Annotated in this window: 18 protein-coding genes; 9 read left to right on the plus strand and 9 right to left on the minus strand. The window is 42.2% G+C overall.

Annotated elements, in window-relative coordinates; translation table 11 throughout:
• Window positions 1-18: 18 nt before the first annotated feature.
• Window positions 19-2,292 carry an ABC transporter permease subunit gene (locus tag Q9312_RS08280; protein ID WP_309204119.1) on the minus strand — a complete coding sequence of 758 codons (2,274 nt, stop codon included), beginning with the start codon at window positions 2,290-2,292 and terminating at the stop codon, window positions 19-21.
• Window positions 2,293-2,765: 473 nt separating this feature from the next.
• Here Q9312_RS08280 and Q9312_RS08285 point away from each other — a divergent pair, with 473 nt between their 5' ends.
• Entirely contained in the window at window positions 2,766-3,704 is a 939-nt protein-coding gene (locus tag Q9312_RS08285) for a porin (RefSeq protein WP_309204120.1), read from the plus strand.
• A 64-nt stretch (window positions 3,705-3,768) separates the two neighbouring features.
• Here Q9312_RS08285 and Q9312_RS08290 read toward each other — a convergent pair whose 3' ends face one another.
• The gene (locus tag Q9312_RS08290) at window positions 3,769-5,709 is read right to left on the minus strand and encodes an EAL domain-containing protein (protein WP_309204121.1); all 1,941 of its coding nucleotides are present in this window, start codon (window positions 5,707-5,709) and stop codon (window positions 3,769-3,771) included.
• Between the two features lie 404 nt (window positions 5,710-6,113).
• On the opposite strand from Q9312_RS08290, the gene Q9312_RS08295 reads away from it, so the two are divergent.
• The 3 genes from Q9312_RS08295 to Q9312_RS08305 all read left to right on the plus strand — a co-directional run bounded on the left by Q9312_RS08295 (window position 6,114) and on the right by Q9312_RS08305 (window position 8,858).
• Entirely contained in the window at window positions 6,114-7,868 is a 1,755-nt protein-coding gene (locus Q9312_RS08295) for a DUF1631 family protein (protein ID WP_309204122.1), read from the plus strand.
• A gap of 3 nt (window positions 7,869-7,871) precedes the next feature.
• A complete protein-coding gene (locus tag Q9312_RS08300; protein ID WP_309204123.1) occupies window positions 7,872-8,234 on the plus strand; it encodes a PilZ domain-containing protein in 363 nt (120 codons plus the stop codon).
• A gap of 147 nt (window positions 8,235-8,381) precedes the next feature.
• The gene (locus tag Q9312_RS08305) at window positions 8,382-8,858 is read left to right on the plus strand and encodes a hypothetical protein (RefSeq protein WP_309204124.1); all 477 of its coding nucleotides are present in this window, start codon (window positions 8,382-8,384) and stop codon (window positions 8,856-8,858) included.
• A gap of 59 nt (window positions 8,859-8,917) precedes the next feature.
• Here Q9312_RS08305 and Q9312_RS08310 read toward each other — a convergent pair whose 3' ends face one another.
• Both Q9312_RS08310 and Q9312_RS08315 read right to left on the minus strand, forming a co-directional pair.
• Window positions 8,918-9,958: an IS481 family transposase gene (locus Q9312_RS08310; RefSeq protein WP_309201277.1), complete on the minus strand. Its 1,041-nt coding sequence runs from the start codon at window positions 9,956-9,958 to the stop codon at window positions 8,918-8,920.
• A 276-nt stretch (window positions 9,959-10,234) separates the two neighbouring features.
• Entirely contained in the window at window positions 10,235-10,819 is a 585-nt protein-coding gene (locus Q9312_RS08315; RefSeq protein WP_309204125.1) for an RNA 3'-terminal phosphate cyclase, read from the minus strand.
• A 115-nt stretch (window positions 10,820-10,934) separates the two neighbouring features.
• Here Q9312_RS08315 and Q9312_RS08320 point away from each other — a divergent pair, with 115 nt between their 5' ends.
• Entirely contained in the window at window positions 10,935-12,089 is a 1,155-nt protein-coding gene (locus tag Q9312_RS08320; protein WP_309204126.1) for an IS110 family RNA-guided transposase, read from the plus strand.
• Between the two features lie 276 nt (window positions 12,090-12,365).
• On the opposite strand, the gene Q9312_RS08325 is transcribed toward Q9312_RS08320, so the two are convergent.
• The 3 genes from Q9312_RS08325 to Q9312_RS08335 all read right to left on the minus strand — a co-directional run bounded on the left by Q9312_RS08325 (window position 12,366) and on the right by Q9312_RS08335 (window position 15,568).
• Window positions 12,366-12,863: an RNA 3'-terminal phosphate cyclase gene (locus Q9312_RS08325; protein WP_309204127.1), complete on the minus strand. Its 498-nt coding sequence runs from the start codon at window positions 12,861-12,863 to the stop codon at window positions 12,366-12,368.
• A gap of 268 nt (window positions 12,864-13,131) precedes the next feature.
• A complete protein-coding gene (locus tag Q9312_RS08330; protein WP_309204128.1) occupies window positions 13,132-14,355 on the minus strand; it encodes an RtcB family protein in 1,224 nt (407 codons plus the stop codon).
• Between the two features lie 43 nt (window positions 14,356-14,398).
• Window positions 14,399-15,568, minus strand: coding sequence for a slipin family protein (locus Q9312_RS08335; protein WP_309204129.1), 1,170 nt, complete (start codon window positions 15,566-15,568; stop codon window positions 14,399-14,401).
• A gap of 676 nt (window positions 15,569-16,244) precedes the next feature.
• On the opposite strand from Q9312_RS08335, the gene rtcR reads away from it, so the two are divergent.
• The gene (gene rtcR, locus Q9312_RS08340; RefSeq protein ID WP_309204130.1) at window positions 16,245-17,861 is read left to right on the plus strand and encodes an RNA repair transcriptional activator RtcR; all 1,617 of its coding nucleotides are present in this window, start codon (window positions 16,245-16,247) and stop codon (window positions 17,859-17,861) included.
• Between the two features lie 55 nt (window positions 17,862-17,916).
• On the opposite strand, the gene Q9312_RS08345 is transcribed toward rtcR, so the two are convergent.
• Window positions 17,917-18,390 (minus strand): hypothetical protein, encoded by a 474-nt coding sequence (locus Q9312_RS08345; protein WP_309204131.1) that lies wholly within the window; start codon window positions 18,388-18,390, stop codon window positions 17,917-17,919.
• A gap of 532 nt (window positions 18,391-18,922) precedes the next feature.
• Here Q9312_RS08345 and Q9312_RS08350 point away from each other — a divergent pair.
• The 3 genes from Q9312_RS08350 (at window position 18,923) to Q9312_RS08360 (ending at window position 22,528) form a co-directional block, all read left to right on the plus strand.
• Window positions 18,923-20,407, plus strand: a complete 1,485-nt coding sequence (locus tag Q9312_RS08350; protein WP_309204132.1) for a glutamate-cysteine ligase family protein — start codon at window positions 18,923-18,925, stop codon at window positions 20,405-20,407.
• 21 nt (window positions 20,408-20,428) lie between these two features.
• Complete coding sequence (locus tag Q9312_RS08355; RefSeq protein WP_309204133.1) at window positions 20,429-21,433, plus strand: M14 family metallopeptidase; 1,005 nt, start codon at window positions 20,429-20,431, stop codon at window positions 21,431-21,433.
• A gap of 111 nt (window positions 21,434-21,544) precedes the next feature.
• The gene (locus Q9312_RS08360; RefSeq protein ID WP_309204134.1) at window positions 21,545-22,528 is read left to right on the plus strand and encodes a transposase; all 984 of its coding nucleotides are present in this window, start codon (window positions 21,545-21,547) and stop codon (window positions 22,526-22,528) included.
• 235 nt (window positions 22,529-22,763) lie between these two features.
• Here the strand turns inward: Q9312_RS08360 and Q9312_RS08365 are convergent, their stop codons facing one another.
• Window positions 22,764-24,914 (minus strand): pre-peptidase C-terminal domain-containing protein, encoded by a 2,151-nt coding sequence (locus tag Q9312_RS08365; protein WP_309204135.1) that lies wholly within the window; start codon window positions 24,912-24,914, stop codon window positions 22,764-22,766.
• Window positions 24,915-25,096: the final 182 nt, after the last annotated feature.

Genomic DNA, 25,096 nt, shown 5'->3' on the forward strand with positions numbered 1-25,096 from the left:
CTTGCCTAATTTCAAAGATTAAAGTGAGCCGTATTTACGACGTAAACGGTGTCGTACATTTTCGGCTAACGTATTAAACACAAAAGTAAACACAAAGAGCACAAAGCCTGCTAAGAAGAGTACTCGGTAATGCGATGACCCAACCTCTGACTCTGGCATTTCGACAGCAATGTTCGCTGACAAGGTACGCATGCCTTCAAAAATATTGGCTTCCATAATGGGCGTATTACCTGTTGCCATTAATACGATCATGGTCTCTCCGACTGCGCGCCCTAAACCGATCATAACCGCCGAGAAAATACCAGGACTTGCCGTTGGTAAGACAACACGAACTAAGGTTTGCCATGGACTAGCACCTAACGCTAGTGAGCCGTTCGACAGATGCTTAGGCACACTAAAGATGGCATCTTCAGCAATTGAGAAAATAGTAGGAATAACGGCAAATCCCATTGCAATACCAACGACTAAAGAGTTGCGCTGATCGTAAGTGATTCCTATCGACTCTAACCATACTCGCATGTTGCCATCAAACAACACTTTTTCCATTGGGTAACTGATAGCAAAACAACCCCATGCGATCAGAATAACAACAGGCACCAATAATGCGGCTTGCCAACCATCAGGAATTCGAGAAGTGACTGAGCTTGGTAAAAAATGCCAAATCAGGCCAAAGCCAACAATAGCGAGCGGCATGAGTATCAATATCATAAACACGCCGGGCAGGTTCTCTTCCATTACGGGAGCTAACCACAAACCAGCTAAAAAGCCCAAAATAACCGTAGGTAACGCTTCCATGATTTCAATCGCAGGTTTCACCGACGAACGCATTTTGGGAGCCATAAAGTAAGCGGTAAAAATAGCGCCGCAAATGGCGAGAGGCATTGCAAATAACATTGCGTAAAATGCCGCTTTCAAGGTTCCGAAACTCAGTGGAACTAAAGAAAACTTAGCTTCAAAGTCGGTCGTTGATGCCGAAGACTGCCAAGTATATTGAGGTTCAGGGTAACTTTCGTACCACACTTTACTCCACAAAGCAGACCAAGAAAGATCGGGATGTTCATTTTCAATAGACCAGACATGAACTTTGTCTGCTGAAGCTATCAGCATGCGGTTAGTACGAGGATTCAAAATAAGTCGAGATTCGCCTGACAACTCGGCAATATTTTCCGATAGCACTTCACGATGTGATGTGGTGTAAAAAATGCCTAAGTTATTTTCAGCGTCAATAACATAAAAACCTTTACGACGAATTTCAGGAATTATTGTTTTAATGTCGGCATCGCCAAACTCAAACGAACGAATAAGGTTCAATCGATAAGTATTGTTATCATCACGAACAGGGAACCATTGGCTTACCTTGCCAGTGTTGTCGCCAACCAAAAGTGAAATTCCGCCAAGCAACAGTTTTACATCAGTCACTTGTTCAGTGTTTGCTACCAACGATAGGCGCTCATTAGGAATCAGTTCATCGCCTTCTAACCAGTAGCTTTGTAATTCACCACTAACGCCAATTAAATAAACCCAGTGTCCGGTTGGGTCATGCAATAAATATTTAATCGCGAAATCTCCTTGCAACGCTTGTTCGCTCAACAACTCAAGCTGTACGCCATCGGTGAGAAAAGACTCTTGCAACTCAAAGCGCTGGAACGCAATGTTCTGCTCAGCATCGCTAGTGACAATACTGAAATACTCTTCGCTTTTCGCTGCCGCTATAGACTCGATCGATGAGTCCATCAATTGCAAACCGTCTTCACCAAAGGGATATTCAATACCCGGCGTAATGGTGCGAACATCATTCGGATAACTGATGCTAAAGGTTAATTTCGGCATAAGTACACGGCCAGACGACAATGCGACTGCCACGAGAGACTCTTCACGATGGGCGAAAACGGCTTGAGTGACTTGCTCGTCATCTTCAAGTGGCAAAGACAACTGACTGATCGCTTCACCGGTCTGTGCGTAGTAATAATTTAATTGACCATCCGCTTCAATTCGAAAAGCAACCTCTCCGTACTCCTCCATACCCCAAAGGAGTGGCTGTGATGCTTCCACTTGGTAACTTTGCTGCGGCAACACCTCAGCACTGCGGAATATTGGAAATACAACATATAATAGATAGAAGAAAATCATCACCACGGCGACAATGACTGACACACCACCGATAGCAATACTATGGCGCGCCAACACGTCCTTAATCCGTCTTAACGTGTGGTGACCACCCTCTGTCTGTTTATCGAGTAATTCACGAACCCGATCTTTCACGGCTTCGTAGTCGTTACTTAAATCATTCATCGAATTTTTCTATTTAGGCCTATTATCAAGATGCCGCTATTGTAGAGCCCAAACATGACAGTTATATGACAAACTGTCATATTCAGAAAGGCTTACCGCGAAATGATGCTATCTCTTTGTTTTTAATAGACTTTCAAAAAACAAATAGTTTAACTTACGTCGCAGAATCGAGTAGAATGGCGCGCAACCTGTCATATTTATGACATAAATGTCATTTTAGTCTAATTTTTAACCCAATGATGTATCTTCGGGACCAAACTTGGCTGACTCAAAGACGTTCATTAGCGGCGAAAATATGCCTAGCCTCAGCATAATGCTGGTCTAGACTTGGCAAAAACTTTAGATGTAGCGACCAAAATAACTCAAGTTGCTACAAAAAAATGACATATGAAATAAAACTGTCACATTACTCAACTATCATTGCCGCCAGTTCGGTATTAAACGATATTGAATGTTATAACTGGGAGAACAATATGAAACTTATTAGAACTGCGGTTGCTACAGCCGTCGCATTAGGTATGGCTGCCCCAGCTTTAGCTGAAGAAGCAACCGTAACACCCTATGGTAAAATCAACGTTACTTATCAAATGACTGATGACAGCTCACTTGACGGCAGCGAAGTAAAGAGCAACAACTCGCGCTTCGGTCTTAAAGGAAAAGCTAAATTATCAGATTCTTTAAAAGCCATTTACTCATTAGAGTGGCAAGTTGATACCACCGATAAAGGTGACAGCTCTGATGATCACATCAAAGCTCGTAACCAAATCGTTGGATTAGCGGGTAACTTCGGTGAAGTTATCGTTGGTCGTCACGACAGCCCGCTGAAAAAAGCACAGGGCAAAGTTGATTTATTCAACGACATCGAAGGTGACATCAAAACACTATTCAATGGTGAAGTTCGTGCAAGCAACTTTGCACAATACACTTCTCCAAAATTTGGTGGTGTAAAAATTAAATTAGCGACCATGACTCCATCAAAGGGTGCGGCAGAAACTGACGAGAATGATTTTGGTTCAGCGTCATCGATTTCTGTTGAATACTCAAACGATGATTGGTTCTTTGCCATTGCACAAGACAATGACGTTTCAGGAATTGATACGACAACTACCCGATTCACGACTCAATACAAAATCGGTAGCTTCAGTCTAGGTGCTATTTACAATGAGCACGACAACGGCACTATCGACGAAGAAGGTATGTTATTCAGCGTTGCTTATAAAGCCGGTGATCACACTCTAAAGTTGCAAACTGGTGAGAGTGACGAGCTTGCGGTTGATAAGAAAGTATCTTCAATCGGTTGGGACGTAAAACTAGGTAAAGCAACGAAAGTTTTTGCTTTCTACACCAAGTCTGACGATGCCGATAACAATGACCAATCTTGGTTAGGTTTAGGTTTAGAGCAAAAGTTCTAATCACAACCATCGTATAAAAAAGCCCGCAATGCGGGCTTTTTTTCTATCTAGCACCTACAAACCATCATACTTCTTCTCGAATTGTGTCACTTAGCAACAGCTGATCTTGCGGCATGCCAAACAAATACCCTTGTCCACCCGTGACGCCTAGTTCTTGTAATGTCGCCCACTCTTCGTCACTCTCAACACCTTCCGCCCAAACCATAACGCCGGCTTGATTAGCGGCAGTTATTAATGTTTGTACAAACAGCTGTTTGTCTTGATGTCGATCGATATGGCGAACAATTGAATGTCCAATTTTTAATCGGTCAATAGGATACTTTCTTAAGTAAGAGAGATCGGCGTTTGGCGATCCGACACTTTCAACGCACCATCGAGGCCCTAGATCGGCTATTTGCTCAAGTGCCCAGTGAAACTTTTGATCGGCTCGCATAATTGAAAACTCAGAGACTTCAAAGAAGAGTCGTTCACTTAACTCTGGCAAACTCGATAACCGCTGCACCAACCATAAGATAAACTTCTCATTACGAATGCTGTCAGAAAATAAATTAATCGATAACTCTGCATCGTCAAACTGCTCTCCAAACGATAGCGACTTAATAACTTTATCAACAATTAATCGGTCAAATTCTGATGCTAAACCACAGCGACTCGCCATAGGTAAAAACACGGAGGCAGGAATAATTTTTCCATTATCTTCCATTCTCGAAAGCACTTCGAAACTTGAATATTCAAGGTTTTCATCACTGACTTGCGGTTGAAAATAGAGAATGACTTCTCGCTGATCAAGTTTCTTCTGTAAAAAGCTACGCCACCGCACACCGCCTTTTATCATATCTTTACTAAGATGATCAGGTTGGTATAAATGAACTTTATTTTCGCCCTCTAGCTGTGCATTACGCAAAGCCATATCGGCACTCGCTAATACATCGTAGGCGGCGTCTCCAGATTTGAAAAAAGTCACACCAACATCTACAAAGTGATGTTTAAACTCCGTCGAATCAAACACACTCCGAGCCAGATCTTTGACTAACTTAACACATTGTCGATTCACCTTTTCAGGAGCATTCTCAAGTGTAAGCCACGCAAAATCAGTATTATCCCGCCTAGCTACCCAATAAAGCTCCTCTTCATTTGAAAGTTCGACGAATCGCTGACCGACTTGTTCTATCAACGAACTAAACGCCTCACGTTGTTCATGATAAATCTCCATTAGAGGCTCAAATGAAAAAATAGCTACGGCTCCAGTGACGTTCTCATCAGCCGTAAGGTGAACCTCTAATTCTGCATCGAAATATTCGCGGTTGCCCAGTCCTGTTAATGAGTCCACAAACGAATGTCGACGTAACCGATTAGACAGTTCTGTCTGCTGCTGACGACTATAATGATGTTCATTTAACAGTAAGTTAATCGCTAACTCAGAAGTTAAGGGATGTTCGTCAGACGGAGAAAAATGCTGAGGGTCGAAGTCTCCAGTTAATATCTGCTCCGCTTTATCTTCTAAATGAAATAGCGGGGACAAACAATAAAAGGTACCTACGATCGCTCCCAAAACAATGACAACCAAAAGTAACGTAAAGCCACTAAACTCCGCGCCTTGCAATGAACCTTCTGGAGGAACAAGAAACACCGTGAGCTCAGCTGTATCTAGGCTATCGGTTCCCACGTTAAACGGCACATGGTAGATAAGTAACCAAGGTTTACTTGTAGAACTCTCTGCCACATCGCCATAATTCTCAACAACTCGACCATTGCTTTCTAGTTGAATCGCGACGATATCTTCGAGCAACGCAAGTTCACCCATGGTATCTCGACGGACCTCAACCGGTGTAAAGTTGATGCCCGCGATACGCCGACCAATTTCAGCTTGCTGAACTTTCAGCCAACTTTGAAACTGCTGCTGATGCTGCAAGTCTCGTCCACTCTGAACCTTGTAAGCACCAAAGAGAACCAACATCACGGCAGCAACCCAGATGAGAATAATTTTATAAGCAACTGATTTCATTAATATTAAGATCCGTCTCTCACTTTACCTGCAACTTAAAGCATAGACTAATTCTGCAGGCTTCGCTGCATCAATATCGGTAGATTGTCTCCCTCTAACAATACGCAGTGGCAATAACGAGCATGTCTGTTTTTGTCGCCCAAAAGCCGGCTTTCCCTTAAAGAGTCAGCCGCTACAAAAACTTGGTAACCGCACTTAAAGTGAAACTCAATGGCAAACATTGACTCAGCTTCAATAACATCATCAAACCACCACAGAAACGATAGAAGATAGCCATTAATGACACTATTGTATTTTCTGACAATGCTTGCTAGCTTGTACACAGCGCAGATAAGAAAGTGACCGTATCAACGCTGGTCTGATGGTTCATTGAGGAGCAACTAAAGCAAGGGAGAATTAAAGGAATGGAGTCAGAGTTTAGTCGTATAGATGACCCTTTGGCAGAGTATTTGTCGTGCATCGTCGAAGGCACAGGCCAAGATGATATTAACGACCTTCGAACGCACTTCGGAGAAGTTTACCAAAATCAATCGCTCTGGCGCGCTGCCATCAATGATTTAGACAATACCGATACAACGACTTCAAAGAATCTTCTTTGCTTTTCAACGCCTCTGGAGGCCTTTATCGGTGTCGTTGATAAACTAGCGGCTCAAATTCTACCACTCACTCACTTACATGAACAAAGCCCCAAATTTTTAAGAGCATTTTCATTATGGACGTTGCGTACTTGGATTCAACAATTCTCAACACAGCGTTATCTTTATGAGTTTCAATCCATCCTTGAATTTACGGCTCGGGTCTTAAGGCCTTACGACAATCGATCGGGTCGAAGCTTTGAACAATTACTTGAAACATTTGCGGAGATATTTGAGCAACATATTATAAAGACTCAACTCGAGGAAGAGCTGCTACCATTACAACGCACGCTGACCAACGCATTTCAGAGTTTCCAACAAAGCATTAGAGCCTTCGAACAACGTGTGATTCAATTTGAACAGCAACAAGCGCATAACTCCAGTGCATCTCTGACTGCTCGAGCGATCATTAATCAAGTCACCGCAGGCGAAAAGGTACCCGATTGGGCCTATCGATTTATAAATGAACAGTGGCATCGATTATTCCACCTTTCTTTACTCAAGAAAGAAGACGAAAACCCAATAGTGGATGACGGCAAGCTACTCCTACAACAGTTAGTCGAAAGCTTGAAATTAAGAACTTTTGAAGATGTTCAAAGTCATTTTTCGAAACTCATTATGCCGCTTAGAGAAAATATTCGAACTATGTTTTCAAGTATTGCTATTGATGACAACATCTTGGAGCACTTTTTGAATCAACTCGAATCGTTCCACATTCGCATACTAGAGGGTCAAGAAACGAGTGATAACTGGATTACAATAGAAACAGAGGCACAATCAAATAATCAGCTTGATGACGAACAACAACGCAAAGTCGCAGCGCAGTGTCGTGTCGGAACCTGGTTTACTTATCGAACGAATCAGCAAACTTATCAATGCCGCGTGATTGAGCGAAGTTTAGCTTTAAACCTCGTCATTCTGGTCAATTACTCAGGTGCGCGTGTTGAAGGCTTAAAGTTTTCTGAAGCAGCTGAATACTTAGCCTCAGGAAAATTCACACCCTTATCTCTTCACAGCCAGCTCGCAGAGAAGGTTAATGAAATAAGCTCTTATCTTTTAACTGAAATTCAACAAATTAAAACAACACTCCAAGAGAAAGAGAGAGCCTTAACTCGACAGAAAGTTCTTGAACGGCTTGAGCTTTCACGACTAGAACGATTAGAAACCAAGAAGTCAAAGCAGCAGGCAAAGAAACGAGCAAGAGAAGCTGAGATAAAACAACAACGTTTGCTCGCCATTAAAGAATGGGAAGAGACCTTAAAAACCTTAGTCTCTGGCTCTACATTTATTGCTCACGAACTTGACGGACAAATTATTCAATTCGTTCTTCGTTTAAATAAAACAGAGAAAATGGTTTTTGTTGATAAACGAGGTGTTAGAGTCGGTGAGTGGCTGCCCGCTCAACTTGCAGAAAAACTTGTTGATCAAAAAATTGAGTTACTAGCCAGTCGCCAATCTACAGAGATGACGATGGAGCAAATCGTCGCTTCGCAACGCAGTAAACGGCAAGAAAGTACGGTATAAACTATGAAAGATGACCATAAAGACTTAATTCATAAGCAATCAGAAGATCGTCGACAAGCACCCCGACATGAACGGCAGTCACAGGTAAACTTCGAAATATCCTTCATCGATCAAGAACAACAGTCTGTAAAGGTATCATCGACTACGCTTGATATATCAAAAACCGGTCTAAGGGTCATGATCTCTCAAGTGCTGCCCATTGGGTTTATCACGCAACTTTGTATAGAAAGTAAAAACCAGCAGTTGATGCTATTGTACGCTGAGGTGAAATGGTGTCGAGAATCCAGTGATCAATTCGAATGTGGCTTTGAGTTAATTGATGCAGAAAGTTCAGACCTAAAGCATTGGATTAAGCAGGTCGATTAATTTTGCCCAATAAATGCTTCAAGAGTGGCGGCAACTTCTATTCATTTCTGGTAATTTTACCATCCCTATTATTCAATTGATTCGTTCAGTTTCAATTCATTCAAATCTAACTATTCTGAACTCGTAAACTGAAATGAGGAAACCACTATGAAAAAGCTAGCCCTGATAGCAAGTTCAGCCTTAATAGTTAGCTCACTGGCGATATCAGTCGATGCAAAAGACAAAAAAGCGGCATCATCGGTCGAGCCAATGGTACAAATTCAAGAGCATAAAGAGCGTCAGCCGAATGACAAAGAGTTTGACCGCTATATGCGTGAAACAGGCTATAACTACCGAGCGCATTACCGTGCGAATCGAGAGCTCCGTCAACGGGTTCGTCAATTGGAACGTGCCGTTAGACAGATGCAACGAGCGGTCTATCGCTTAGAAGAAACCGCGTCATATGATAATGACTGGCGTGATCGACGCACCTATTCGTGCATGCTAGAAACGCGTATGGACGGAACCTTCTTTGGAGAGGGTCCAACGTTAATTTCCGCAAAGGCCGCGGCAAAGGCTGCTTGTGAAAAACAGACCAACAGCTTTTGGTGCCGAGAACCGCTAGAATGTGATGAGCGCTCTTAATATGTACTAGCTCAGACTTAATCTGACAGTTACCCGTTTTTCAATTGGTGTCTGTCAGTTTAGATTTGAGCTAGATTTTTGTCAGCCCAAATTCTCTTACCATCAATTAATGTTTCATTGGGCGTTCGTCCACAACACATTTTTCCTTGATGGGTGCGTTCATTATTGTAGTAAACTATCCATTCGTCCAGATCCTTTTGAAGCTCATCCAGTGAACTGTATAATTTCTTCCGAAATGTAACCTGGTAGAACTCGTTCAATATCGTTTTATGGAATCGTTCGCAGATACCATTGGTTTGCGGTGACATTGCTTTAGTCTTTGTATGCTCGATGTCATTGATTGCTAAATACAGCTGATAGTCGTGATGTTCAACTTTTCCACAATACTCAGTGCCGCGATCCGTTAATACTCGCAACATGGGTAACTCATGTTGCTGGAAGTAAGGTAGCACTTTGTCATTAAGTATGTCGGCTGCGGTAATAGGTGTTTTTGTGGTGTAGAGTTTGGCAAAGGCAACTTTGCTGTAAGTGTCGATGAAGGTTTGTTGGTAAATTCGTCCAACGCCCTTTAGGTTACCGACATAAAAGGTATCTTGTGAGCCTAAGTAGCCAGGGTGAGCTGTTTCAATCTCACCACAGGCTTCATCATCATTTTTCTTCTTCTCAAGTGCAGCTATTTGGCTATCGGTCAGTATGATGCCCTCTTTAGCAACCTTATCTTCCAGTGCCTTCAAGCGCTTCTTAAAGTTTTCTAGGTCATGCCTGAGCCATATCGACCGGACACCGCTCCCTGATACAAAGACTCCTTTCTTTCGCAACTCGTTACTGGTTCGGTGTTGGCCGTGTGCCGGAAACTCAATGGCATAATTGATAACCGCTGTTTCTGTGGCTTCATCAACGCGATTTTTAACATTTGGGTTGCGACGGCTCTTGCTGATAAGGGCATCGATACCGCCTTCTTCGACCAGTTCTTGATAGCGATAAAATGTATCTCGTGATACGCCCATTACCTTACAGGCTTTCGATACGTTCCCGAGTTCTTCTGCTAAGTTAAGTAAACCAGCTTTGTGTTTTATGATTGGGTTGTTAGTATGTAGCATGAGAGTTACCTCTATAACGTTCTGATTTAAAGATTCGACACCTTTAATCAAAACGGGTAACTCTCACTTTTTCAAGTTGATGTGTCAGATTAAGTCGAGACTAATTCACTTAATATGCAAAAGCATTGTTAACAATCATCGACGATAGTGCTTGAATCATCGATGGTTGTTAACGTCTTGTCGTCCTGATTGCCTAAAGCGCTGTTCTTTCGATTGTAAAACCGCTCTTGTATAACACCTCTCATCAACCAGTAGCTCATCAATAGCATGCCTCTTCTATGACAAAACTTTAATTTTCCACTGACGTTCACTTAATTGCTCAACTTGAAACTGAACCGGTAGCATTTGCTCAATCACAGCAATGTTAGTTAACGTATGGTCGCTTGGCTCAGTCGTAGTAAATTCGCCTCCCTTAGCTAAAGCCATAGGTAATAGCAATTGATCGGCTAAATATTCTTCGACCGCTACCTCTGCGTCTAAGAAGGCTTTTAAATGCTTAGTCGCGGTAAGAGCTACGTCTCTTTCAATTACTTTCTTCTGAGCAAAGCTTTCAAACATCAGGTGCTTTTCATCGTGTTGAAAATGAATCTGGAATGTATTTCCTTTCCCTCGTGCTCGCCCCTTTTTGATTTCATAAGGAACGCCTTCCCAATTTAAATAGTTCAAAGCAATCTTCACTTCTTTTTCAGCAATGCTTACATCATAATTATTTAATAAGACGGTCATTTTGCACCGCTGACTCGAAAGACCACTTAATTTTTTGCTCGCGGCAAACGATATTGATTGCCATCGTTCAAAAGGTGCAACGGCTATTTGCCACTCGCCTCCGCCTGCCGGATAAAAGCCTAAACGCTTAGACATAATGACTCCCTAGGAGTCTCAATTGAAATTCAGTGCTAGCCCCCTATCGTGGGTTAGCTTTTCAGCCAGTGCCATACTATATGAGTCATCACACACCATATAAACGGAGGCTAGCATGAACAACGATACCATAACATTTATTGGCATGGATACTCATAAAGAGTTCACAGAAATAGCGTATTCAGGTTATGCGAGAGAGACGGCAATCGAGCATTTTGGTCGAATCAAAACGACCAAACCAGCGATTACTAAATTTGCTAAACAAATGCAATCTAAGTTCCCAAAAGCAACGCTGCATTTTGTTTACGAAGCAGGCCCTTGCGGCTATTGGGTTTACCGTTTGTTAACCAGCCTCGGGCATTGTTGCTATGTCGTAGCCCCCTCTCTTATTCCTAAAAAGCCAGGCGATAAAATAAAAACTGATAAACGTGATGCTATTAATCTCACCCGTCTTTTAAAGAATGCCGATATCATTCCGATTTACGTACCCGAACCAGAAGATGAAGCCATTCGTGATTTGTCTCGTGCAAGAGAGCGCGCCATGAATGATTTGTGTGACGCGAAATATCAACTTAAAGCGCTGCTACTTCGCAATCATATTAATTATGAAGGCAAAGCCAATTGGTCATTAAAACATTTACGTTGGCTAACAGAATTGGTATTGCCTCATCCCGCACAACAAATTGTACTTCAGGAAATGATTCAAACCGTCACGGAACGAATAGCGAGATTAAAAAGATTGGATAACGAGCTAGTTCATCAGGTGAAACACTGGCGTTACTACCCTGTTGTTAAAGCAATTCAAGCGATGCGTGGTGTGAGGCTTTTAGTTGCGGCTGGAGTCATTGCAGAACTAGGCGATCTCACTCGCTTCGACCATCCAAGAAAACTCATGAGTTATGTGGGTCTCATTCCGGGCGAGCATTCCAGTGGAGGGAGACGAAAAGTGGGTAGCATTACAAAGTGTGGTAATGGTCGAGCGCGACGACTGCTCACCGAGGGTGCTCATTGTTATCGCTATCCGGCTAACATTTCAACTGAATTACAAATCAGGCAAGAAAGTTTAAGTAAAGAAATTATCGACATTGCCTGGAAGGCACAACTTCGTTTGTGCAAACGCTACCAACGCCTCATGAAACGAGGTAAACATTACAATGTCGTGATTACTGCTGTCGCACGAGAAATGATTGCCTATATTTGGGCAATCAGTCGCGAAGTTGTTATAACAAAAGTTAATCCTAAACAGCGGCTGTCTCGCGTACCCGCATGAATAAAAAGTTTTGGATTCAATGGCAGATTAAACCACGGCAGGTGGTGCAATCTCCGACGGCGTTAGGATGGCTGATTATGAAATTTAATTAGATCCACGAGCATAGACTGAAGACAGGCACCACGACGAAATAAGTAAGGTAGGTAAATCGCTTCGCGATAAAATCCACGGATACCAGCATGAGAACCGTCGAAAGTTACTGGCTTTAATCTGTAATTGAATCCATTCAATTTTATACAATAGCGCTTTGTAAAAATAAGTGGGGATTAGTGCGTTTTAATTGACAAAGGGAGTCATACCAACGTCTAGGTCACAGGTTAATCCCATTTGTCTCAGTACTGGTAAGTAGCTTTGCTCAAAAAAACACAATGAAGGCGACAATCCGTTATGAGTGCCTCCTTCAAAACGTACCCTAGAGTGATCTGGAGCGTAAGCCAATGCAAGTAGTATGGTTTGACATACAAGTACCGTGCTCCCAGCCGTTCCAATTGAAAAGTCATAGTTTCCCGCTTGAATCTCGCCAGGATAGAACTGAATAGTTTCTGCTCCGAGATTTGCACCCACTACCTCTGCATTGCAAATCGTTTTCGCGGCTTCAATGGCCGTTAAATGCTGACGCATCAAGCCGGGCTTACTGCGCTTCGCTCGAATATTAATCAGTTCGATGGGTGTTTTGGTAATCATCGATAAGGTAAGCGAGCTTCGTAACACTTGCCCACCTCCCTCACCAAAGGCCCCATCAATTGTTTTCATTTTTTTTAATGTATTTTCCATTTCTTCTATTCCGCTAGGTTATTTTCAGCTAGAATCTCTTCAACTAGAACCTGTTCAACTAGAACCTGTTCCTTTAGAATCTCTTTCACTAAAACCTCTCCCACTAAAACTTCTTCCATAAAAAGCTCTCCTACTCAAATTCTCTCCTTATTAAAAAACTCATCCTTGAACATAAGCTCCTAGAAAATTGATTTTTAAAATCACTTCTTTAAAGTGTTTTTCGTCAAGCCATTTGATGCACACAAGCCAGACCTATTTGATCTATGCATTATCCTTTAACACAAACGACTTGCTTCAGGGTGTGCATAACTTCAACTAAATCACTTTGTGCAGCCATCACGGCGTCAATGTCTTTATACGCATGAGGAATTTCATCAATGACCGCGGCGTCTTTACGACATTCAACACCTTCCGTCGCCTTAATTTGATCATCGATACTAAATACCTTCTTCGCTTTGGTTCGTGACATAATACGTCCGGCACCGTGACTACAGGAATTGAAGCTCTCAGGGTTTCCAAGTCCTCGAACAATAAATGAACGAGCGCCCATACTGCTTGGTATAATTCCTAACTCTCCTTTTTGAGCCCTTACAGCACCTTTTCTCGTTACATAACAGTCATGACCAAAATGATGTTCACGAGAGATATAATTATGATGACAGTTCACCGCAAGCTCTGCTGTTTCAAAAGCGATCGGAAGCACCTTTTTTAATGCTTCAATCGCATTGAGCATCATAATCTCCCGATTTTTGGCAGCAAACTCTTGCGCCCATTCAACGGCTTCAACATAATCCGAAAAGTACTCGCTGCCCTCTTCTAAGTACGCCAAATTCATATCAGGTAGCTGTTTCTGATGGCGTTCCATTTCCTTTTTTGCCAACTCAATAAAGTAGGTTCCAATTCGATTTCCCACTCCACGACTACCTGAGTGCAACATAATCCAAACTGATTGCTGCTCATCGATACACAATTCTAAGAAATGATTACCCGTTCCCATTGTTCCTAAGTGATGAACATGATTGCTATTTTTAATCGCCGGATGTTTTTCGCAGATACGTTCAAAACGCTTCTGCAAGTTCAACCACTCTGTTGCGACCAACTGAGGTATCTCTTGCCAAGCTCCGCGGTCTTTACGACGGTTACCACCTGTGCGTCCATGCGGGACTGCTGCCTCAAAAGCATCACGAATCGGTTTTAGGTTATCTGGTAACTGACTCGCTTTTAATGTTGTTTTTGTGGCAACCATTCCACACCCAATATCCACTCCTACCGCGGCAGGAATTACAGCGTTCACAGAGGGAATCACGCTCCCTATTGTGGCACCTTTACCTAGGTGAACATCGGGCATTACCGCGATATGCGAATGCACAATCGGCATGCTCGCAATGTTTAATAGTTGCTGTTTCGCTTCGTTTTCAAAAGGTACGCCTTTCGTCCAAGTTTTAATTGTCGCTAGCCCTGGATGTTTAATTTCTTCGTATAAGTGACTCATACTTTTTCCTTACTTCTTTTTATTCGCAGCCACGAATGGCTGCTCATGCTATTTTAACCACGCCGTTCATTAATCCTTCAAGCCCACCATAAACGGTAAGATTTTCAATTCGGTCGGCGATTTTTTCTAAAGCTTCTAGCTCTTTTAAGCGCATTAGCGTTGGGTTATTTTCCATTACTTTTGCCGTATTGTGTAAGCTTCTAGTGGCTGACGTTTCTTCTCGACGTTTAATGACATTCGCCTCCGCAGCTTTTTGCGCTTCAACCACCTGATTTAAGATAGCCTTCATTTCACCTGGCAAGATTATGTCTTTGACGCCAACACTTTTCAGTGCGACCCCAATCTCTTGAAGAGTATCAGATACTAGCTCTTTGACGGTTTCATTAACATACAACTTATCCAGTAAAATATCGTCTAACGACTTCGTCCCGACCGCTTCACGAAGCGCTAGTTGTAGAGTCTTATAAACATAATCATCAAGACTATCGACACTTCGAGCCGCTAACTGAGCATCCATTACTTGAATCGTTGCAGTTAAATTAATTCTTAAGCTCACACGATCTTTGCTCAAAATTTCTTGCCCAGAAATATCGAGAACTTGCGTTCTTAAATCGTAAGTCTTTACTTCAATTGATTGATTAAAATTCCAATAAGCGTGCACTCCGGGCTCTAAAGAGCCTTTTAGTTGGCCGTTGATATACAGCAAACCAATATGATTTTTATCTATGTAAAACTCTATCATAGGCTGTACTGCGACCGTATTTCGACTCTTAATGAGCCGTGACGCAGCATTGGCTCCCGATCGATGCAACAAAAATTGAGTTTTTTGTTCAACCGCTAATTGCCCACTGATATCTAATCGAATGCAGTCAATCTCTGCACTGTCTTTCCAGTAGTAGACCGATTCACCTGGAGCAACAACGCCTTTCAATTGTTGATTAACAAAAAACAGTCCAATCTCTTCGTCAGCAAGTTTAATATGCTCAACGTGTGATCGTAATTCATCGCAGTTGCGAAATAATCGTTCGATGTTTTCAGAGTCGAAAAATATCTTATTCAGATCATAAGACTCAAAACTCAAGTCGTTCTTAAAGCTTCGAAACCGATGCGTTCCTGGTGTTAAAATTTGTTCTAATTTCTGATCATTAAATTTTAACACTCGCTGATTCTCAGCCACTTTAACGATTTTCCCGGAAATAATATTCTTAATCATTTTTTAGTCCTTTTTTCACTTAGTTTTAAGTGGTTGTAAGTAAGGGCTCGATACTTTTTAAAAATAGGCTTGGTAAATCTTCACAATGGGGAGCAATCCAGCTTGCCATTGTGTCTCTTTACTGAGCGTAAGTTTAAAAGCGGCATTTTGCGCTTACCTACTATGTATAACGTTATGCTTAACTTTGGTTTGTCAGGTGGGAATCGAACCCACTACCGATGGTATTGACCATTGCTCTAACCAATGAGCTACTGATTGTTTGGGAATCGAACCCAATTAAACGAATGTGATGTCCGTTGCTATCCAAAAGCATTCTTGTCTGAGGGGGCATACGCTTTGGCATCGCCGAGCGCACCGAGGTGACATTTGAATCACTCTCTTAACCTTTAGACATCTCTGATATTGCAACCGGTGTGCCAGCTTTTGATTTGGAGTCATAAAAAAGAATCTATCTCATTGTTTATATTGAATTTATTTTTAATTCACCGTTTCATTTAACATTTAGTGCTTGCACCTCGAACGCATCCTGGCATATCCTATTGGATATTTATATATCCTATAGAAGGCTTTTTAACTCATGTGATTAGCCCATAGTTTGGGTTAATAAGTCGATTTCTTTATTGGAGAAATCCAAATAAGAAAACACGCAGCCATTCAGTTCAATAGAGAGACTTTAATGCCCAATATAGCGGTTAGCCTTTTAGGCGTTCAAAAAGACTTTGTCGGCAAACGCATCGACCGCTGGAGCAAGTGGCGTCCTAATGTCAGCCTATGCAGTCACGATGACTTACCCATCGATGAGTTGCATCTGTTAGCTGAAAATCACAGCATGACTCTGGCGAATCAAGTTATCGGAGATATAGAAACCGTCTCTCCCAACACAAAAGTTATTCTTCACAAACTAAACTTTAATGATCCTTGGGATTTCGAAGAGGTTTACGCAAAATTATTTGATTGGTGTCAGGCATTCTCATTCAACACCGATAAAAACGATTACCTCTTTCACATCACAACCGGTACTCACGTAGTTCAGATCTGCAGCTTTTTATTGACTGAAAGTCGCCATTTTCCTGGGCGATTGGTTCAAACCTCGCCCGACAATAAAAACGCCAATCGAAGTGTTGGTCGCATTCATACGATCGATTTGGATCTCTCAAAATATGATCAGCTATCGACAAGGTTTGATATCGAGCACGCCGAAGGTAAGGAAGTACTAAAAGGAGGGATAGCAACTAAGAATCTTGCCTTTAATACTATGATCGGTGAGATTGAAACCGTCGCTGTGCGGTCTAAAGATCCCTTGTTACTAACTGGCCCCACCGGCGCTGGAAAAAGTCAGCTTGCGGGAAGAATTTATCAGCTCAAGAAAAAACGCTCGCTGGTTTCTGGTCCGCTAATAGCCGTAAACTGTGCCACCCTTAAGGGAGAAAACGCAATGGCAGCGCTCTTTGGTCATACCAAAGGCGCGTTTACCGGAGCACTAAAGGCTCGCGAAGGTTATTTACTCAGCGCCAACAAAGGTGTTTTATTTCTAGATGAAATTGGCGAACTAGGATTAGAAGAACAAGCTATGCTGCTCACCGCGATTGAGCAAAAGCACTTTCATCCTGTAGGCAGTGATCAGTTAGTTACCAGTGATTTTCAACTGATAGTAGGAACCAATCGCGATCTAAGGGCTTCGGTGCAATCAGGCGAGTTTCGCGAAGATCTACTCGCTCGAATTAACTTATGGACTTATCAACTTCCAGCTCTCAAAGATCGACGAGAAGATATTCCGGCGAATTTAGATTACGAGCTTGATCGTTATGCAGCAGCTCAAGGACAAAGAATACAGTTCAATAAAGAAGCTAAGCAACGATTTTTAGACTTTGCAACCTCTCCTGAGGCCGTATGGCATGGAAACTTTCGCGACTTGAGTTCAGCAGTGACACGACTGTGTACTTTAGCCGACTCCTCTCGTATTAGCGAAGATCAAGTTTGCCTAGAGATTGAACGTCTAAAGCACTCTTGGCAATTACATCAACCGTCTGACCAACTCAAGGTTTTAGAGCTGTTTTTAACACAGGAGCAAATTGAAGCAATCGATCCGTTTGACCGACTCCAGTTAAACTATGTTTTGAACGTGTGCATGCAACACAAAAGTCTAGCGTCTGCCGGTCGCGAATTATTTGCGGTTAGCCGCAAGCAAAAATCCAAGCCGAATGACTCGAGTCGCTTGCAGAAATATCTGCTCAAATACACGATCAAATGGGAGTCAATCAGCGAACAACAAACGATAGGTTTAACTCAATAGCGTTTAGCAAGTCATTAGAAATGACTGACTCGACGACACAGAAATACTTCAATACCTAATTATTTCTGCGAGCATTTCTTGCGTAACGCTCTATTTTGGTTACCAATGCAAAGTCATCCATTGCTTGCATTCCACCTAATGGTAAACTTTGAAGGTAAGAATCTCCGTCGGAACACTTTAGGAGCAATGACTTAAATACGCCGACCTGTTGTTCTAGTTCTACCTCTGAGACTAATTCTATTGACTTAGACCAAAGTAGCGCATCTCCATGACGAACTTGAATTTTCTCTTCACTTAAGATCAAGGTTGGCCAGCCACCCAAAAGATTATCTGAACGCCGGTTAGGAAATATCGCTATTGCGACTCCTACCCAAACCAAAGAGAATATTAAAAGGTTTTCATCAATTACTTCACCCCATAAAACACCGATCACTATCGAACTAGAAATAAAAGCAATGTATTTCCATTTAAATGATGGATTGTCCTTTTTTACTTTCGGCTCTAACGAAATTTCTTCAATTTTCTTCATAAGGTCATCGATCGGTTATTTTGTTATCACTTCAGTAATTTAAGAATTTAAGAGAGGACACCCACCTCTTTGTCTCGAATCATCGCAAATTGCACTGATTTATACAAGAATGATAATTTGGCACGGTTACTTAGATTTCCGGTGAATATTTAAGACAGTGTTAAGACGATAAGACGGACGATAAGATAAGACAGCGTTTAAGAGGGGACACCCACTTCTTTGTCTCGAATCATCGCAAATTGCACTGATTTATACAAGAATGATAATTCGGTACGGTTACTTATATTTCCGATGAACGGATAAAACAGGACACCCATTAAGTTTTCGCAACATTCACTCACGAATTGGATGCCCTGTTTTTAGTTTCTGGTTTTAAGTTGGGTGTCCTAGACTTTGGATATTCGGCATGGTTATCAACAATGTCTTAATCTTGACGGGTATCAATAATACGAAATGTTTCTAAATTTCCTACTAGTCAAGATGCTCGGTTTTGTATATGGTCAATCTATAAGCAAATGGAGAGCACGAAGATATGGGTATATCGATAACGCAAGAAACGTTTACTGACGCCGAGTATCATGCCTTTTCTGAGCGACTTTATCAGTCGCTAGATTGTCTTAAAGAGCTTATTCAGCGCCCTGCTTTTGGTCAAGGTCAACACTACATCGGAGCAGAATTAGAGAACTATATTGTCGACAAAAATGGCTATGTGCTGCCATTAAATCAAGCAATTATTGAAGCCGCACAAGACCATCGATATACCGTAGAGCTCAACCGTTTTAATCTAGAAGTGAACTTTGACCCCATTGCATTTAAAAGCAGTCCATTCTCGCAACTGCAAACCGCAATTGAACATCATCACCAAAATCTCCAACAAACGGCCACGAACTTTGATGCTGAAATTGTTCCTATCGGCATTTTGCCAACACTTAGGCAACAAGATTTAGATCGTTCGTCCATGACCGATCTCGCTCGCTATCGCAGTCTTTCTAAGCAATTGTTCAATATGCGAGGAGACCTTTTTAAGATCAATATTACTGGCGCCGATGAGCTTCAACTCAATTGTGACCATGTTGCTGTTGAAGGAGCGAACACCTCGTTTCAATACCATTTGATGGTTAAACATGAAGATTTCGCGAATGCCTTTAACGCGGTGCAATTAATCACACCAATGGTATTGGCTCTCGCAGCAAACTCTCCGATCTTTTTAGGCAATATATTATGGAATGAAACTCGGGTAGCTTTGTTCAAACAATCCATCGACAGCCGCCAACGTGGTCAGGTCGAGTGGCGGCAACCGGCTAGAGTAACTTTTGGTCATGGCTGGGTAAGACAAAATGCGTGGGAACTGTTTGCCGAAGCCGTGGCACTTTATCCACCGATGTTTCCTATCATTTCTGATCAACCAATAAACTGCAACGGCAGCGCATTACCGCCTCTTGAAGAGTTGTGTTTACATTTAGGTACCATATGGCCATGGAACCGCCCGGTGTATTGTCCTAACGACGGCGGTCATGTGCGTATTGAAATGCGAGCTTTACCAGCCGGTCCTACGGCTGAAGACATGTGTGCTAACGTGGCATTTGCTACCGGGTTAGTGCAAGGACTGATTGGTCATATTGATGAACTACTGGCCGTCATTCCTTTTCGATTCGCAGAATACAACTTTTACCGTGCGGCACAACGAGGATTAGATGCGAGTATCGTCTGGACGTCACCAAGCAAACATGAGCCTCAGGAACAATCCATCACAACGGTAATTGAGTCTATGCTGCCACTAGCGAATGCCGGTCTCAAAGAGCTAGGTGTCGCGGATCAAGAACGCGAAAGCTACATGAATAATATCTACAAACGCTTAGAATCCGGACAAACCGGAGCTACTTGGCAAAAAGAGCAAGTTCGCCAGCTGAATCAAAAACTCAATCGTGAAGAATCTTTAGAAGAAATGTTTCGTCGCTACCGTCAGTTGCACGCATCCGGCGTTCCGGTTAGCGAATGGACGTTTGAGTCTATCTAAGCGTGGGTCTACTATTAAGATATGATTACAACCTATTCAATTAATGACTTAGATATTCCATCGAGTCCTGAAGACTGGCTGCAACAATTGCCCGGACCAGTCGTTATTGAAATTCCAGGACAAGATCCTAGTCGCTGGCGAGTAGTCTCTACCTTGGTGCACGGTAATGAGCCTTCCGGCTTTCTTGCAGCACATCGATATCTAGTTGAACAAAGAACACCGGCGACCAACGTCGCGATAACCATTGCTTCGGTAAACGCCGCTCGTTTTGAAACCATGCATCGCCATCGATTTATGCCAGGTGAATTTGATTTAAACCGTCGCTTTGGTTATTTAAAGTTTAATGATCCGGTCACCGAACTCGCCCATCAACTCACCGAGTACATCCGTGAAAAATGTCCAACGGCCGTTGTCGACATGCATAACACTTCTGGTCGCAGCCCTGCGTTTGCGGTATCGATTAGCGAACATCCGAAGGTCTTAAAGCTAGCATCCTTGTTCACCAGCCACATGATCATTACTCAGCTCAATGTTGGCGCGTTGATGGAGCAAAACTTTAATTGTCCGGTCGTAACGATTGAGTGTGGAGGATCAAATGAACCAGCCTCACATTTGATTGCCTACGACGGGCTAAAAACATTTTTAGAAAGTGAAGCAATAAGCGAGATTGAAACGCATCCCGTACGACTTCATCGTCACCCAGTAAGAGTGACCGCACAGAATGAAACTACCTTAGCTTATGCAGATAGTCCGCTAGATAATGTTGATATCACTCTTAAAAATTCCATAGAGGATCTTAATTTTAATGGTATCGCGAAAGGTGACTGTATTGGCTGGCTTAAACGCCCTCTTCACAATTGCTTGGAAGCAATAGGTGATGAAGGAAAAGATTGTTTGTCATTATTTTTCAAAGAAGAAGACTCAAAAATCATAGCGCTTGATGATCTGTCTTGCTTCATGGCAACACAACGCATCGACATTGCACTGAGTGACTGCTTATTCTATTTACTGAGAGAGTATCGATAAAAAATCTAGGACACCCATCTATCTTTTCAACTTCATCGCAAAATCATTATTGAATCGAAAGCAACATCTCATTAGGGTGAAAGGCCGACATTAACGATAAGGACATCGCTTATGACGCAACCTCGAAAAACACTCATTGATTTGAACCAAACCAGCTACTACCACTGCATTGCTCGATGCGTAAGGCGCGCCTTCTTGTGTGGCGAAGATGCTTTTTCAGGCAAGAACTATGAGCATCGTAAAGATTGGGTAATTGAACGATTATCGCTGCTCGCCGATACCTTTGCCATTGATGTGGCCAGCTACGCGGTCATGTCGAATCACTATCATCTGGTTCTACGAGTTGATATTGAAAAAGCTGAGCAATGGTCTGAGTCAAACGTCATCCGCCGTTGGAAACGGCTGTACAAAATCCCGTTGATTGTGAACCGATACTTAAAAGGCAATGCCTCCCCGGCTCTCACTCAAATGGCTCAAGAGCTCATCACGGAGTGGCGACAACGACTTACCGATATCTCTTGGTTTATGCGCTGCTTGAACGAGTATTTAGCGCGTAAGGCGAATTTAGAAGACCAATGCACGGGACGATTCTGGGAAGGACGCTTTAAGTCACAAGCCTTACTCGATGAAGCAGCCGTAGTCACCGCTATGGCTTATGTCGACTTAAATCCTATCCGTGCCAACCTAGCCAGTACACCTGAAGATTCGGATTACACCTCAGTAAAACAAAGAGTTCGAAGTAAAGATAAAGGCTCAAGTTCGCGCAACGTAAAGCTGATGAAGCTCACTCAATCGAGTAATGCGACGCACCGACATGGGTTTAACGTAACTGAAACCGATTATTTAGAATTGGTCGAATATAGCGGACGCGCTATTCGATGTGATAAACGAGGATACATTCCGAGTAACCACCCGCCGATACTTGAAAGACTCAACCTAGAACCTGATGGATTTCTTGAGTTAATACAACGAGACGACAACATTGCTGGTCTAAGAGCCGTCGGCTCGCCCTCTGCATTGACTCATTTATTGGATAGTTTAGACCAACGTTTTATTAAAGGTGTTGGTATCAGCAATAGACTTTATTCGAGTTAAATCTGTAGCTTAAGAAAGGTCGCTAGACAAAGCGGCTTAGTACTCCTATGTCTCACGATTTCTTTATCGCGATCTCAATTAAACTCTATCCTATTCGTGCAATTTTATGTAATAGAAAAAAGAGAACCGCGTATTGAAGCCAGTTCTCTTTTAAAAACGAAGGATGTCCCTGTATAAACCAAAGCGATGGATGTCCTCGTTTAAAGCTCGTTTAAAGCTTCCTCGTTTAAAGCTGTTATTCCCAAACAGCTTTAAGGGTTAATCCTGAGTAATTTGAATAAGCACGAACTCCTACATACCAAGTGCTTGCAGCAGGGTTAGTAAAAGTACAACTTTCTTCATTACCAGTTTTGTAAGGGCGACAAATGAATTGGCTAGTTGTCGGCTGATTATTTTGACGAACATAAAGATCGGCATCGCCGGATCCTTCAGTTATCGTAACCGTCAATTTCGTCATACCGTCAGGGATATCTAGTGCGAAATATTTCCAGCCGCCTTGATTATCGCTAATATTGTTGTACTCAACACTGTCACCTTGTGGAATAGAAACTTCGTCATAAGTCGCGAGTAATTGTACGTTGTCGAATTGACTGTAACCGTAGACGCTAACATAGTAGGTTCCAACTTGTGGCGTGTTGAAAGAACAGGTTTCATTGTTCCCATTTTTCCATGGACGACAATCGTAAACCGATGACGTTGGCTCTGCTGCGAATCGAACATAAAGATCGCCATCGCCCGAACCACCCGACAGTTCGAAGCGTAAATTGCTAGCATTTTCAGGAACAATCATCTCGAATGCTAAGGAGTCACCTTGATCACCACTTAATCCTGTCTTGGGAACACCATTGGTGAGTTGATTATTGGTTTGGGTCCCATTAGATAACGTTGCAGTAACATTGACGTACTCAAACGAGCGATCATTTGGCTGCAAGGTTATAAACCACGTACCCGATTGAGGATTATTGATCAAAACACTTTCTTCGTTTCCTTCGTTTGTTGAAGAAAACTCATAACTGGTGCTTGAAGGTGTTTTCTCATAGCTAACAAATACATCCATCAACCCACCGAGGTTACCTTCAAACAAGGTGGTTTCAACACGCAACTCAGAAACATTTTCAGGCACATTAATAAAATACGTTCGACTGCCTTTATTTCTTTGATCGAGTCTTGGCTTGCCACTGATTAATTGGTTCGCACTTTGTTCGTCGCAAATTATATTTGTGCCATCTACCGTTGGTGACACTAAGATTTGCCCTGGGTTGAGCGTTGCATTAATGAAATTAACCGCTTCACAAGAGTAAACATCTAATGGATTGCCAAAGGCTTGAATACTGTTCATTAATGGAGGAAATGACCAAGCCGTATTGATTTCACTGAACATATTATTGCTAATATCTAAATACTCTAATGCAGGCGGTAGTCGCTGCTCGATTGAAGATATATTTTCATTAGCAACTACGAGTGATTTTAAGCCTCGAAAATGCTGAATGCCTTCAATAGAAGTAATTTCTCCATTGCCAGGTGTTTGTATCTCGGTAACGAGCGCTGCTTCGATAGAGTCAATTTCTCCATCACCGTTTGCATCAAATTGCGCTACTAAAAAGCTTTTAAATGCTGCATCTGGAATATTCAGCGTAACCGCGCCATAGGTCCTCGCGGCCGCTAATTGGTCTCCAGCACTGATATACGATGTTTGCCCAAGAATAGGCGTGTATTTTTCATTACCGGGTTTGACTGATATGGTCGGAAGGCTATTTTGAGTCCAAGCAAACTGGCCATAGTGCATCACCGATTGATAGTCGTAATCGGCCAAGTTATTGGTGTTGCGTTTTGTAAAGTTGTAACGTTGATCCGGATCGACATTATCAATATTTATAGTCACGTAATCGTCACGATCACTTCGCATTTGTTCATGCCACATACCCAAAGAGTGACCGAGCTCATGCACAATAACATACCGAGTGCCCCAGCTGACCATCGCTAATGTTTGCTTTCCTCCAGCCATGCCAACCGTTGCATAGTTTTTGTTATCGTTGGTTATATAAATATAATTGACTTCATTCGTTCGCTCAATAAACTCTAAGTTAGCAATCGAAGTCCAAATTTCCGTTGCTTCTACAAAATTCTGTCGGTTCTCCACCGTGACATCAGGCGCGAACTCATAAAAAACTTTTCCATCAGTCCATGAAGGAACGTTGGCATCCATTTTATGTGCATGAGTACTTTTTGTTGGAACTAACATGTCGTCAAGTTGATAATACTCAACTTTGTCGACATATACTTTCGGTGCGCCTTTAAAAAAATTAACGGCTGTACTTTTACTGAACAGCTGCGTAGAAAATAGACTAAAAACTAAAAACATTAATATTGATGGTAAGTTGTTCATTACTACTCCTTTTATCGCGAACACTTATTTTCCGGCGGTATTATTGTGATGAGTAGTTAAATGAACAATTGAGATTATTTAATACTTTCCATTAGTTTTTCTTATTAATTTAAATGGCTTAGGGAATGAACAATTTGTATTAAAAACCAACAACACATTGAGGTTTTGGTGCCACTAATGAA

The sequence above is a fragment of the Pleionea litopenaei genome, from assembly GCF_031198435.1.
GTDB classification, from domain to species: domain Bacteria; phylum Pseudomonadota; class Gammaproteobacteria; order Enterobacterales; family Kangiellaceae; genus Pleionea; species Pleionea litopenaei.